Annotated in this window: 14 protein-coding genes; 11 read left to right on the plus strand and 3 right to left on the minus strand. The window is 35.7% G+C overall.

Going from position 1 to position 14240, the window contains the following annotated elements:
• Window positions 1-3 precede the first annotated feature (3 nt).
• From B9T31_RS08920 to B9T31_RS08945, 6 genes are all read left to right on the plus strand, one after another.
• Window positions 4-1281, plus strand: a complete 1278-nt coding sequence (locus tag B9T31_RS08920) for an aromatic ring-hydroxylating oxygenase subunit alpha (protein ID WP_086181610.1) — start codon at window positions 4-6, stop codon at window positions 1279-1281.
• 10 nt (window positions 1282-1291) lie between these two features.
• On the plus strand, window positions 1292-1777 hold the full coding sequence (locus B9T31_RS08925) for an aromatic-ring-hydroxylating dioxygenase subunit beta (protein WP_086181611.1): 486 nt from the start codon (window positions 1292-1294) through the stop codon (window positions 1775-1777).
• A gap of 53 nt (window positions 1778-1830) precedes the next feature.
• Window positions 1831-2784 carry a PDR/VanB family oxidoreductase gene (locus B9T31_RS08930; RefSeq protein ID WP_086181612.1) on the plus strand — a complete coding sequence of 318 codons (954 nt, stop codon included), beginning with the start codon at window positions 1831-1833 and terminating at the stop codon, window positions 2782-2784.
• A gap of 98 nt (window positions 2785-2882) precedes the next feature.
• Window positions 2883-4139, plus strand: coding sequence for an OprD family outer membrane porin (locus B9T31_RS08935; RefSeq protein ID WP_086181613.1), 1257 nt, complete (start codon window positions 2883-2885; stop codon window positions 4137-4139).
• Window positions 4140-4170: 31 nt separating this feature from the next.
• Entirely contained in the window at window positions 4171-5577 is a 1407-nt protein-coding gene (locus tag B9T31_RS08940) for an MFS transporter (RefSeq protein ID WP_086181614.1), read from the plus strand.
• Window positions 5578-5715: 138 nt separating this feature from the next.
• Complete coding sequence (locus B9T31_RS08945) at window positions 5716-6624, plus strand: LysR family transcriptional regulator (RefSeq protein WP_086181615.1); 909 nt, start codon at window positions 5716-5718, stop codon at window positions 6622-6624.
• Between the two features lie 117 nt (window positions 6625-6741).
• Here B9T31_RS08945 and B9T31_RS08950 read toward each other — a convergent pair whose 3' ends face one another.
• The gene (locus tag B9T31_RS08950) at window positions 6742-7668 is read right to left on the minus strand and encodes a carbon-nitrogen hydrolase family protein (protein WP_086181616.1); all 927 of its coding nucleotides are present in this window, start codon (window positions 7666-7668) and stop codon (window positions 6742-6744) included.
• Between the two features lie 9 nt (window positions 7669-7677).
• Window positions 7678-9009, minus strand: a complete 1332-nt coding sequence (locus B9T31_RS08955) for an MFS transporter (protein WP_086181617.1) — start codon at window positions 9007-9009, stop codon at window positions 7678-7680.
• A 70-nt stretch (window positions 9010-9079) separates the two neighbouring features.
• On the opposite strand from B9T31_RS08955, the gene B9T31_RS08960 reads away from it, so the two are divergent.
• Entirely contained in the window at window positions 9080-9997 is a 918-nt protein-coding gene (locus B9T31_RS08960; RefSeq protein ID WP_086181618.1) for a LysR family transcriptional regulator, read from the plus strand.
• A gap of 118 nt (window positions 9998-10115) precedes the next feature.
• Here B9T31_RS08960 and B9T31_RS08965 read toward each other — a convergent pair whose 3' ends face one another.
• Window positions 10116-10709: a CGNR zinc finger domain-containing protein gene (locus B9T31_RS08965; RefSeq protein WP_171264724.1), complete on the minus strand. Its 594-nt coding sequence runs from the start codon at window positions 10707-10709 to the stop codon at window positions 10116-10118.
• Between the two features lie 274 nt (window positions 10710-10983).
• On the opposite strand from B9T31_RS08965, the gene B9T31_RS08970 reads away from it, so the two are divergent.
• From B9T31_RS08970 to B9T31_RS08985, 4 genes are read left to right on the plus strand one after another with little or no spacing between them, the layout of a single operon-like run.
• Window positions 10984-11577 carry a biotin transporter BioY gene (locus B9T31_RS08970; protein WP_213033230.1) on the plus strand — a complete coding sequence of 198 codons (594 nt, stop codon included), beginning with the start codon at window positions 10984-10986 and terminating at the stop codon, window positions 11575-11577.
• A gap of 30 nt (window positions 11578-11607) precedes the next feature.
• The gene (locus B9T31_RS08975) at window positions 11608-12318 is read left to right on the plus strand and encodes an energy-coupling factor ABC transporter ATP-binding protein (RefSeq protein ID WP_086181620.1); all 711 of its coding nucleotides are present in this window, start codon (window positions 11608-11610) and stop codon (window positions 12316-12318) included.
• A complete protein-coding gene (locus B9T31_RS08980) occupies window positions 12315-12974 on the plus strand; it encodes an energy-coupling factor transporter transmembrane component T family protein (protein ID WP_086181621.1) in 660 nt (219 codons plus the stop codon). The genes B9T31_RS08975 and B9T31_RS08980 overlap by 4 nt, the downstream gene beginning before the upstream one ends.
• Window positions 12971-14188, plus strand: a complete 1218-nt coding sequence (locus tag B9T31_RS08985; RefSeq protein ID WP_086181622.1) for an acyl-CoA dehydrogenase family protein — start codon at window positions 12971-12973, stop codon at window positions 14186-14188. Before B9T31_RS08980 ends, B9T31_RS08985 begins: the two co-directional genes overlap by 4 nt.
• Window positions 14189-14240 lie beyond the last annotated feature (52 nt).

Here is a 14240-nt window from a genome sequence, read left to right on the forward strand (position 1 = left end):
GACATGAACAGCATCATTCCAATGCAAAACATAGAAATTGATTACAACGAGCTGGTTCAAAGTGACCGTGCCCATACATCTTTATATAAAGATGAACAAATTTTTGAAGATGAAATGGAAAAAATTTACTACAGCACTTGGGTTTGGGTAGCACATGCTAGCGAAATTCCAGAAGCAGGTAGTTATAAAACCATTAATATTGGTAAACAACCTGTGGTGGTTGTACGCGATCGTAAAAAGAAAGTTCATGTTTTATTAAACCGCTGCCGTCACCGTGCAGCGACGGTATGTGAACATAAAAAAGGTAAAACCAATAGCTTTGTCTGTCCATATCATGGTTGGAGCTATGCACTTGATGGCAGTTTACGTGGTGTTCCATCCCCAGGTAGCTATGGTGAATGCTTAGACAAAGCAGAGTTTCCATTAATTAGTCTGCGCGTTGAAGAATACAACGGCATGATCTTTGCGACCTTTAAAGAAGATATTGAACCATTAGAAGATTTCTTAGGCGCTGCGAAAAAGTGGATTGATTTATTCATGAAACAAGGTGCCGGTTATCCAATTAAAGTCTTGGGTGAACACCGTTTCCGTTTCCCAGGAAACTGGAAAATTCAGCTAGAAAACACCACCGATGCTTATCACTTCCCATTGGTGCATAAATCATTCTTAAGTTCTGTCGATGAAAAAACGGAAGAGCTATTTAACTTTGAAAATCAACCTGGTTTTGTTGAAGACTTAGGCAATGGTCACAGTGTGATGGTGATGATTCCTGAATTAGTTGATCTTGAAGAAGAGTTAATGGAGCGTCCAATTCAAGAACGTTTTGAAGAGTTAGCGCAAGCGTTACGCGATGAAGGGCATGAAGAGTTAGAAGTTCGTCGTATTGTGCGTGCTGTCGGTGGATCTGGTTTTAACCTCAACCTTTTCCCGAACATTGCTTGTTCAATGGCTTTCTTCCGAGTTATGCAACCGATTTCAGTGAATGAAACAGAAATTCATCACTCTGTGATTACGATGGATGGTGGTCCGCAAATTGCCAACCAATATCGTCTCCGTTTACATGAACATTTCCAAGGTCCATTTGGTTTTGGTACGCCAGATGATTCAGAAGCATGGGAACGTGTACAACACGGTGCAAATGCAGGCAATGATTTGTGGATTATGTTGAACCGCGGTTTACCTGGCGAAGTTGAAACAGAAGATGGTTTAAAAAGTGATGTGAGTGCTGAGACAGGCATGCGCGCTGCGTATCAGCAGTGGAAAAAGTTGATGACGGCTTAAGGAGAGAGCAATGAAACTGGATTTAAATTTATTAAATGAAGTGACGGCTTTTATATGGGCTGAAGCAGACATGCTAGATCATTTAGAGCATGAGTCATGGTTGAACTTATGGAATAAAGATGGTGTGTATATTATTCCGATTGATCCAAGTTTGACAGATTATGAAAATAACTTGAATTATGCTTATGACAACCATCATATGCGTCAATTACGAGTGAATCGTTTGGAAAATGGTGAAGCGATTTCAGCAACGCCACGCGCAAATACGGTTCGTAGCGTATCTCGTGTACGTATACTAAAAGATGAAGATGGTGAGATTGTTTTACGTTGTGCGCAGAATTTACGAGAGTTTCGTAAAGAGAGTTTAAAGCATTATACGGCCGATGTGACCTTTCATTTAGTGCGTGATGAAGAACAGGGTTTTAAGATTAACCGTAAGATTATCAATTTAGTGAACTCGACAGATACATTAGCGGGTATCAGTTATATTCTTTAATCGTATGCAAGTTAAGCGTGCATATTTCATAATTTTTTGATGATTTGAAATTTATGACCATTTTATATGATGTAAAAGTCACTGATAGATATATGGATGGAGAGAATATCTCCATCATTGCACTGCAATCATCTTCGGATCAAATTCTCCCTGTTTTTGATGCCGGCGCACATATTGATCTACATTTACCGAATGGTATGGTTAGACAGTATTCTTTATGCCAAAACCCAACAGAAAATTCATTTTATCGGCTTGGAATTTTAAGAGATGAAAATTCAAGAGGAGGATCAGAATGTGTATATGAGCAGTTGCATCAAGGCGTTGAATTAAAAATTAGTGCACCCCAAAATCTATTTCCATTGGCTGAAGCGCATCATTCCATCTTAATTGGTGGCGGAATTGGAATTACGCCACTCATTACGATGGCATACCAGCTTCATCATGAAAATCGATCTTTTGAATTACATTATTGTGGTAGTAGTGCAGAAAGATCAGCATTTTTGGTTGAATTGCAAGATGGTATTTTAGCACCATATACTCATTTTCATTTTAAAAATGATGGTGCGAATCACCGTGCATATTTTCAAGATCATTTTCCAGCATTTCAAAAATCAAGTCATATTTATACCTGTGGCCCAAATGCGTTTATGGATTGGGTAGAGCATTTAGCAAAGCAACATCAATTTCATTCAAAACATATACATAAAGAAGTATTCCAAGCAGAAGTTGATTTAACAGGTGATTCATTTGAAGTTATTGCAAAAAAAAGCAATAAAACAATACAAGTATTTGCTCATGAAACAATTTTGACTGCCTTGGCAAGAGAAGGAATTACGATTGAAAAGTCATGTGAACAAGGAATTTGCGGAACATGTTTATGTGATGTGCTGGAAGGAGAACCAGAACATCGAGATGTTTATTTAACAGATGATGAGAAGCAAGATAATGATCAAATAATCTTGTGTTGCTCACGTTCAAAGTCAAAACAACTCGTGCTTGATATTTAAGCGATATCGGCACGCATCATTTCAATTTTCATTTGATAGCCAAAATTTCATGTATTTAAAGGAAAAATACGTGGAAATAGTGAGTATTTGAGAAAAGTATGGATACACGTTTTAAGTTGAAACAAATAAGTTTGGGTGCTCTCTCTTTAATATTGGGAACAGGGAGTGCTTTTGCAGGTTTTATTCAGGATGATCGTTTTTCATTGAATTTAAGGAATTTTTATTTTGATCGACATTTTTCTGACCCAAAGTCAAAAGATGTTGGAAGTTGGTCTCAAGGTATTACTGCGCGTTATGAGTCAGGTTACACAGATAGTATTGTTCAAGTAGGTGTAGATGCAAGTGTTAAATATGCGTTTCGTTTAAATCATCATAATGAAGAACGGCCAGATACCAATTTCCCCTATGATTTTGAGCAAAATAAACTTGCTAAAGATTATTCAAAATATGGCTTAACACTAAAACTGAAATATAAAAATACTGATCTAAAAATCGGTGAACTCTCACCAAAAACACCCGTGGTTTATATTGACGATGCAAGACAACTTCCGACATCTTATGCTGGTATTTTGCTTGAATCTTCAGATGTTAAAGATTTAAAAATTACAGCAGGACGAATTACGCGCATTAATGCGAGAAATGATGATCATTATGAAAAGTTGAGTTTATATACCGCAGGTCCACGTTATGAAAGTAATGGCTTAAATTTAATTGGGTTAGATTACTCCATATTACCCAATTTAAAAACCTCATATTGGTTTGGTCAGTTGGAGGATATTTACCAGCAAAATTATTTTGGACTCTCATATAACAAAGATTTTTCAGATTTTAAAATTAAACTTGATAGTAGCTATTTTTATAATCGAGCAGATGGTAAAGAGCTGTATGGAAAAATAGACAGTCAAGCGGTTGGATTAATGGGAAGTCTTTTTCATGGCGGTCATTTTTTTAATCTAGGTATACAAAAAAATATGGGGGAGAGTATTTTCCCAACATTAGCTGGTTATCCACCGCAGCCATTTTTACAGGCATGGTCGAATGTAGCATTTATTCAGCCTGAAGAATTTATCTGGCATTTCACCTATGTTTATGACTTTAAAGATGTAGGTATTAATGGTCTTAAAACTCGCATGAGTTATCACCATGGAGATCATATTAAACGAGTTGGATTATCGAATAATAAAGAAACAGAAAAAATTATAGGGTTGGTTTATTCAGTACCCACTGGAAAATTAAAAGGTCTCGGCTTTGAATGGAGATATACCGAAACTGATGTGAAATATGGTGCAGGACATAACCCAGGAAACGGTTTTAAAGAAAACCGTTTGATTACGACATATACCATTAATTTTTAATCAATGACATTCTTAAATTAAGGAAGATAGAATGAATATGCAAGTAGAAAGTCCAGAGATAGATGCAAATCGCATCAATTCAAAGAAAATAATGAGACGTGCATGGTTGATTACTGTGCTATTAATTATATTTCAGATGGTGAACTTTGCTGATAAAGCAGTACTTGGACTGGTTGCAGAATCTGTCATGTCTGAATTAGGGATGACAAGCACTGAGTTTGGCTTTATTGGAAGTTCATTTTTCTTTTTATTTGCGATTTCAGGCATTATTGTTGGATTCATTGCGGAGAAAGTTCAAACACGCTGGTTAATTTTATTGATGGGATTGAGTTGGGCAATTTTACAATTTCCAATGCTTTTAGGTGGCGGAGCAATGGCGCTTTTGGTCACTCGAATTGTTTTGGGCGCAGCAGAAGGACCTGCATCATCAATTTCTTTAACGCATGTTCAAGGATGGTTTGAGCCTACATCACGTGGGTTTCCAAGTAGCTTAGTTGCATCAGGTACAACATTAGGACCAGTTATTGCAGCACCAATTTTGGCATATATCATTGCACATCCAGATTTAGGTTGGAGATGGGCATTTGGTTTCCTTGGTTTAGTTGGGGTTGTTTGGACAATTCTATGGGCTTTAGTGTTTAAAGAAGGGCCTTATAGTCATTTCAACAAAGCTCAAGAAAATGTCGAAACATCAGTGAAAACTGTTGTATATGATCCTAATAGTAAAAGTATTGCATCGAGTGTTGATGCTTTAAAACCAGTGGCGATTCGTAAAATTTTATTATCTAAAATGTTTTTAGCAGCGTTTCTTGCAGGGTTGGGGTGTTTTTGGTCACTTGGTTTTTTAACCACATGGGCACCGAAATATATTGCAGCGTTGGGTTCTTTCTCACCTGAAATTATTGCAACCGTTTCTAGTTTACCTTGGATTTTAGGTGCTGTAAGTTTAGCGGGTGCAGGTTTTATTTCTAGACTATTGATGAAACGTCAAGCGACAGTTCATGTTTCATTAGGTGTTGTTTTTGGTCTATTGGTCTTAATTTCCGGTATTGCATTTTATTTGATCCCATTATTAAGTGGTTGGGTTTGTATTTTACTGATTACAATTGCCGCTGGATTTGCTATGTGTTTCCCACTGGCAACTATGGCGGTTGGATTTAGTGTCTGTTCAAAGCAACGAGCGGCTGTTATGGCAACTTTAGTTGCAACAGCTTCTATTGGCGGAATGGTATCTCCAACAATGGTCGGATATTTAATGGATACAGCAGGCTATGTACAACCTCCAAAAGGTGTTCCAATGTCCGCACAAATGGCAGAGAATTTAATTACAGGTATTCATCATGGGTTTGAGTATATTGGTTTGTATATGATTGTGGCTGGAATCATTACAATTTTATTTTTAAATCCTGATCAACTTGCTAAAAAATTAATTAAATAAAACCAGAGGTAAAGCCTAAAATTATTTAGGCTTTACTCTAAATTGAGATTTAAACTCTATAACAAGCATAAAATAAGCTATTCGATATATAAATAGTTTGTTAGTATCAAAATATTCCATTTATAAAAGGATTTTTTAATGGGTAAGTTTGACTATAATTTAATTAAATTATTTTGTACTTTATATGATACAAAGAGCTTAACATTAACTGCTAATTTATTAAATATTAGTCAACCTGCGGTGAGTCAAGCGTTAAAAAAACTTAGAGCTGCTTATGGTGATTTATTATTTATTCGCTCATTTGGAAAAATGGAACCTACATTATTTAGTGAAAAAATTATTCAAAATCTAAAAAAATCGATTGAATTAATTGAGCTTTCATTAAACCATCAAGGATTTAATAATAATTTGGCTCAAAAGAAAAACTTTAATATTACCATGTCTGATGTTGCACAATCTTATTTCATTCCACCTTTATGTATGTTGTTAGAAGATTCAAATTTAAAAACTGATATTAATGTTATTCAGTTAGTACAAGATGAAATTGAAATGAGTATGCGAGATGGAAAACTTGATTTTGCAATTGGAAATTTTCCCACTTTAAAAAAACATAATGTTAATATAATTTCAGAGCGACTTTTTAATGATTATTTTGTTCTCATGGTCAGAGATGGACACCCTTATATTAAAAATGAAGAAAATAAAATAGATTTTGACCAATTAAAATTAATTACAATTAATACCAATATAACAGGTCATTCTGAGATTATTGATGAGATATTAAAAAAGTTTAAATTTGATTGTAAAATTTCAATTCCTTATTATAGTGCTGCACCAGATATCGTAAATAAAACAGATTATGCGGTAATTATTCCAAACTCAATTGCTCAGAAATATAATTTTTATCAACAATTTAAAATATTTCCAATTCAAAGTGATTCAAATTTCATTGAAGTTAATATTTTTTATCATCAATTATTTAAAAATGATTCAGCAATTAATTGGATGAAAAACATTTTAATTGAAAACTTTTCATTTAATGAGTAATGGTTAAATTTATTTTTAGAATATCATAAAAGATAAAATATGATGAAAACTATGGGGTTTAATTACAATGGCACTGTATTAAGTGCCATTGTATATCAATAGAAATTTATTCAATCTTTAATCAAATATGACACTTTTTTGTGGCTTTGAATTAACATTAAGCGTAAAGATATCTGGTCTTGAATAGTGACCATTCACATCGAAATCTAAGTTTGAAGCTTCTAAAATTGAAAGATCAAGATCGACATAAATTTCTGTTTCTTGATCATAAACAGGACCTGCTAGAATTTCACCTAAAGGCGAAATGACCACACTACCGCCATGCATAATGTAATCATTCACATTCGCATTAAGTTCATACTGTTCAATAAATTCTGTTGGATATTCATTAAGCTTAATGGCTTGGCAAGCAGAAATTACAAATACTCGACCTTCTAAAGCAATATGAACCATAGAATTTATCCAAGTCGGTCGATCATCTGCCGTTGGGGTACAATACAATTCTACATGCTGTGCATACATGGCTTGTCTTAAGGCTGGCATATAGTTTTCCCAGCAGATGACAGTTCCAATTTTTCCAACAGCGGTTGATGTGACAGGAATTGTAGATCCATCACCAAAGCCCCAAATGAGACGTTCTTGTCCTGTTGGCATGAGTTTTCGATGGAAACCTGTTAGACCTTTTTGTGGTTCTAGGGTAATACTTGTGCAGTATAAAGTCCGCCCCAATTTTTCAATAATTCCCATCACAATAATAGTATTGTATGTAGTGGACGCTTCAATTAATGATGCGATTTCATCACCGTTAATTTCAACGGCACCTTCGACATATTTTTGATATAAGTTTCGACCTTCATCAGATCGATTACCCACAACAGAACCAAATTTAACGCCTTTGGGATAACCACCTAAAAATGCTTCTGGAAAAACTGCAAGCTGGGCACCTTTTTGAGAGACTCTTGATAATATTTCAATTGCCTTAGCGACGGTTTTTTGTGGTTCAAAGGGGATAGCCGAAGCTTGTATCACTGCTATTTTAACCATAAGAATCTCCTATCCTTTTGTGATATCAACATTGATGGTTTCAGGAAGTTTTTTCCAAAGAATAATGAATGCAATAAATGCCACAGCACTTAAATACCATGCTGGTACATTTGGATTATGAGTGACTTGTATTAAGTAAGCTGCAATAAATGGACCTGGTCCTGCGAGAATTGCCAAAGCTAAATTATGACCGAGTGCTGCGCTGGTTGAACGTGTTGATGCTGGAAAAATTTCGACCAATAAAACAACATCACATACAGCGGTGATCGCAACCAATAGCCCTAAAATGATTAAAGCAATACTAATGGCAAAAAATGAACCTGTATTAATCAGTAAGAAAAGTGGATAAGCAAGGATTGCTAATAAAAATGCGGCACATAAGAGGATTTTACGTCGACCAAACTTATCTAAAGCAAGGGCGACAAGTGGGTTGAAAATGACATAAAAAATGAGTGCTATACTGCAAATAATTAAAGAAATTGTTGGAGAAAGTTGAACGGTTTTTACCAAATGATTATTCATATAGGTAATAAAGTAATAGAGCGATACACCAAATAAAGCAGAAAATGCAAAGGTAACTATGAAACCTTCTCGTTTACTTAAATATTCACGTTGTTCTTCAATCACAGAACCTTTTTTATGTAATTCTTCAAATATAGGAGTATCTGAAAGTTTACGTCGAATGTAGAGTGCAATAATGGTCATGAATAAAGAGAGAATAAAGGGAATACGCCATCCCCATGTCATCAGTTCATGTTCAGTCAGTGTTGCATTAATCCACGCAGCCGTGGCTGTACCAATAAGAAAGGCAAGCCCAGCTGTTGTTGTAATGATACTTGCCGCTAATGCACGACGATTCTGTTTCGCACTTTCGACTAAAAAGATACCTGCGCTAGACCATTCACCACCCACCATCATTCCTTGAAAAAATCGAAATGTAATCAGTAAAATAGGGGCCCAAATACCAATCGATGCGTAACTTGGTAATAAACCAATTAATGTGGTGAATACACCCATTCCAAAAACAGTAATAATTAATACGACTTTTCGCCCCAGTTTATCTCCGATCGGCCCTAGAAGCGCTGCACCGAATGGTCGTGCTACAAAACCGACTGCAAATACGGCAAGTGCCGATAAGAAAGAGACACCTGGTGCATTTGAAGGGAAAAAGAGCATGCCAATGACAGCTGCAAAATAACCATAAATTGCGAAGTCAAACCATTCCATAAAGTTACCAATACCGACAGCAATGGTCCTTTTTGCTGTAGATTGTTCAGGTTTATTTTCATTCAATATTTCACTTGTTGGTGAGGGGGATGAATGATTTACTATTCTTTCCATAATCAAATCCTTGATGTGAGTAAGATTTAGACTATGGAAAATTTATTGATTAAACAAACTATGAATTTTAATGACTATGATTAATTTGATTAATATTGCTCGTCTTGATTTAAATTTATTAATTGTCTTTCATTGTTTAATGAATGAACGAAGTGTTACTCGTACCGCTGTGATTTTATGTGTTTCGCAAGGTGCAATTAGTTCATCATTAAAGCGATTAAGAGATATTTTTAATGATGAATTATTTATTAGAACGAATCAGTGTATGGTTCCTACAAATTATGCAATGGAATTAGCACCTAAAATTTCATTGGCACTTAATACGATTTCATTAATTTCACCTGAGCAAGAAAAGTTTGATCCAAAAACATCAAATCGCGTATTTAAAATAGCTTTATCTGATGATCTGGAAGGCGTACTTTCAAAATCCTTACTTAAATTAATCACTAAAAATAATTTACACGTGACATTTTCTTTTTATCAAACCAGTAGTCAAATTTTTCTACAGACTTATGAGCAACATGATTGTGATTTATTAATCTGTGCAGAACCTAATTTTATTAATCATAACTTCAAAGCAGAAACACTATTTTCTTCGTCATATTCATGTTTATATGATCCTGAATTTCATTCAGCATCTGCATTTTCACAAGAAGATTACTTTAATTGTAATCATGTGCGTATTTCTTATGATGCAAGGAGGGGATTTATTGATGACATTTTTGAAAGTAATAATGTGATTCGGAAAGTTAAAGCTTCTTTTACCCATTTTTCTGGTGCAATGACAGCCATTATTGATACAGATATTGTGGCCACAATTCCAACGTTTGCTGCAAAATATTATGCAAGTATTAGTAAATTAGATTATTGCCCAGTGCCTATTCATGTTCCATCCTTTCGTGTCTTTATGGTGTGGAATACCAATAAAGGCAAAGATCAAGATTTAATTTGGTTAAGAAATTTTATTTCAGATATTCAGTTTGTTTAAATATTCAAAATAAGTTTTAAAAGTTTATAGCAGTTATTTCAGCCTGATTATTATTTGATTAACTTACGAGTAAAAAATTACTCGTAAGTTAAGTGAAATGGCGATTGAAAGAATAAGTTTAACAGTCTTTGAGTTTCTCTCTATATTTAGCTGTAGCATGCCGTGCGCCACAGTTTGTTGAACACCATTGACGATCTCCGCGACGTGACTTATCGACAAATACAACTGGACAAATATGGCTTTTGCATTCACGAATACGATTTGAAAACTCTCCTGAAAATAACTGAATGGCATCTCGTGCAAAGAGAGACAAAATTTGTTCTTGGCTAATTCCGAGTGAATATTCGCATTGATCACCGCTTTTACTCAGTTGTATTTGAGGTGTTGGAAAAGAGGCGAAATGATTGATTACTTGTATATCTGTTTCCAATGGCGGTAAATTTTTGACAGTTGATTGCCCCATTCCATAGATCGCTCTACGTAATTCTGCCATTTTTGTTAGATCTTTAGTGGTTGCTGTATGTGTTGGTGTTGGAAAGTCAATTAATTTTAACCATGTATTCCATACTTCCCCATTGAGAATTCTGTCATAACGTCGCCTAGTCCACTCCCCAAAAGTTTCAACTAAATAAAGACAGGGCATTCCACTTCTAAAATTGAACTTTAAATCTTGTTCAGATAATGGTGGATTATATTCGCATTGGTTATCCAAGATTGCATCCCTAAGCATGAATTTAAGCATGCATCATGATACACATTTTTATGAATGAATAAATAGTTGGTAGGTTATTGGTTATATATATAACATATGTTGAAAATAATATAAGTCAATTTATTAAGATTATTTAGCTACATTGATTAATTTGGTGCAAACAATATTCAAATAAGTGATATTTATATTCATAATAATTATTTTTTGTATAAAAAAATATATGCGATATTGCTATTCGTTATGTAATTAACTCATAACATGATGAGGTGATGAATTGAATGCTACACACATTTCCCAATATCCAAGAGATCATAAGTTGCCATTATTGCCTAGAGATTTGGCACTCATTGCATTATTCGCTGCCTTTATTGCAGTCTTGGGTATGTTAGGAATGATTCCGTTAGGGCCAGTTGCAATTACATTACAGTCCATGGGTGTCATGATGACAGGCAGCCTCTTAGGCGCGCGAAGATCATTGAATGTGATCGTGACATTTATCGCTTTAGTTCTAGCTGGGCTTCCATTATTAGCAGGTGGTCGGGGCGGAGTAGGAATTTTATTTAGCCCAAGCATTGGATATTTATTTGGGTGGATTCCTGGTGTTTTAACAATTGCATGGTTGGCACCTAAACAGCCCACTCGTTTTTTATTTATTAGGTTTTTAATTGCAAATTTAGTTGGTGGCATCGTTGTTATATATGCCATAGGGCTGCCTATTGCAGCATGGCGTTTAGATAATGGTTTACTTGCCATTATGCTTTCAGCAATCGAGTTTCTTCCTGGAGATATTGTGAAAGCAATTATCGTTTCTTTGGTCGCAGCCTCATTGCTTCGGGCTTATCGGATCCCAAAAGCTGGGCTGAGATAAAGAGTCGTTTTAAATCAGGAGAGATAAGTCATGATTTCAGTTCAGAATATTAGCCACAGTTTTGGTAGTTGGGTTGCCTTACGTAATATATCGTTAGAATTGACAGAGAAGCGAATTGCCATTATTGGTGCAAACGGGGGAGGAAAATCGACTTTAGCAAGAATGTTAAATGGATTATTGGTTCCAGACCAAGGTCATGTTCTTGTCAATGGAATTAATACAAAGTTAAAGCCGATTGAAGCCAGAAGACATGTTGGTTTTATTTTCTCAGATGCAGATAGTCAAATTATTATGCCAACGGTGCAAGAAGATGTGGCATTAGGATTACGCTGGAAAAAGCTGAAAAAAGAAGTCGTTCATGCTGAAGTTTTGCAAATATTAAAGCGTTTTAATTTGCATAAACATGCAGATCATCCTGCACATTCACTTTCAGGTGGACAAAAGCAAATGTTGGCGCTGGCATCAGTTTTGGTCACAGATCCGAAAATTTTAATTTGTGATGAACCAACGACGTTATTAGATTTTCATAATGTGAATGTTTTTGTTAAAACCATTCGGAATTTGGAACAGCAAGTGATTCTGTTGACGCATCAATTAGAAATCATTGAAGACTTTGATCGTGTATTAGTGGTAGATCAAGGACAAATATATTTTGATGGAGCACCAGCAGAAGCCGTTAAACAGTACAAAACTTTGGTTGAAAGCAGATTGGCTGATTTTGAACAGGAGTCGGCTGCATGATTGAGTTATATGTCAAAGAACATTCTTGGTTACATCAACTTTCTGCTCGATGGAAGTTTTTAGGGTTAATTGTTTTTGTTACAGCCTTAAGCCTAAGCCCTAATCTTCTTTCTTATATCGGTTTTTGGGTTGTTCTTGTTGCTGTTTACTGGAGTGCATCGTTAGGATTTAAGCATATTTTCAAAATCTTTATTCGCTTACTTCCTTTTATTGTGCTGATTGTATCGGCACAAGCATTAACCATTGGCTGGGAGCATGGCGTTCGTTTATCTGCACAGCTTTATATTGCAGTTTTAGCCGCAGGTCTTTTAACGCTAACAACGAATATTTCAGAAATGTTAGACACATTTGAATGGGCATTAAGCCCTTTAGAGAAATTAGGAATAGATACATGGCGTATCTGCTTAGTTTTGACATTAACGCTACGTTCTATTCCCACGGTATCAAGAGCATTCCAAGTGTCAAATGATGCATGGAAAGCAAGAGGATTTGGTCGAGCAAGACATCATATTATTTTACCAACGTTAATTCGAATGTTTAGAAGCAGTGAGAAAATTGGTGATGCAATTTCTGCACGAAATATGGATGTTTCTCCTCCCAAAGAGCCTGAAGACACCGTACAAAAGATTAAGATTGTGAATGAGTACAAAGTATGACAGCGGTACATGTGATTAAGAGTGAATCGGAAATTAGCTATATTTTAAATCGTATTGTTCCTAGAATTGCTCAACATGCGATAGATCGTGATTTCCAAGGTCTAATTGCAAATGAGGCAATAGAATTGATTGCTCAAAGTGGTTTGTTGGCACTGAATGTACCAAAGGAATTTGGCGGCGTTGATGCAAGTGCAGTGAGTATTGCAAATGTATGCCAGAAAATTGCTGAAGCAGATCCTTCAGTATCTCAATTATTTCAACCACATTTTGCCGCAGTGGATGCTTTAAGTCGTGTCGGAACAGTAGAACAACAACAGAAGTTTTTTCATGAAGTATTGGATGGTGCGTGGATTGGTAATGGAACCAATGAAATTGGTGTTCCACGCGGAGAGAAACACTTACTGACAAAACTTCAAGCTTTGGACGATGGCTCTGGTTATGTGCTAAATGGTAAAAAATTCTATAGTACTGGTGCAAGTATTGCGCGTTGGATTGCTGTTATGGCAAAAGATCCGCATGATCGACTTGGTGTTGCTTATGTACATCGTGATGCCATTGGTTTAACCATTGAGCAAGACTGGAATAGTTTTGGTCAGAGAGGAACATCCAGTGGTACTACAGAATTCAAAGATGTCTTTATTTCAAAGGAAAACTTTGTCGAGCGATGGAGAATCTTTGAACAACCTCAATGTCATGGTGCTTTTGGGCAATTACATCATATTGCTTTAGATTTAGGCATTATGGATGCAGCATTAAAAGATGCGGTAACATTTGTTCGTGATAAATCTCGCCCATCTGCTGAGTCGCCTTATACACGAAATACTGAAGATCCTGTGGTGATTCGGAACTTTGGTGAATTTGATATTCAACGTCGTGCAGCACAAGCTTTATTAGAGACGGCAGCACGAACATATGATTTATATGATGCTGAAATTCGAAATCCAAGTTCAAAAGAAGCAGCAGAACAAGCCGCTGCTGAAGTATCACTTGCGATTGCCGCAGCAAAAACATTTACGGCTCAAAATGCCTTAACTATATCAAGTCATATTTTTGAACATATGGGTGCTAGTGGCACAGATCGTAGGTTTGCTTATGATCGACATTGGCGTAATACACGGACGCATTCTTTACATGATCCAATTAGATGGAAAATTCATCATTTGGGTAACTTTCGCTTAAATGGGATTTTACCACCGAATAGCGGCATCCTTTAACACGTTTTAATTTCTTCCTTAAATTTTTTACACTCTTGAATGGGTGGGAGCT

It is taken from the genome of Acinetobacter sp. ANC 4558, from assembly GCF_002135375.1.
Taxonomy (GTDB): Bacteria; Pseudomonadota; Gammaproteobacteria; order Pseudomonadales; family Moraxellaceae; genus Acinetobacter.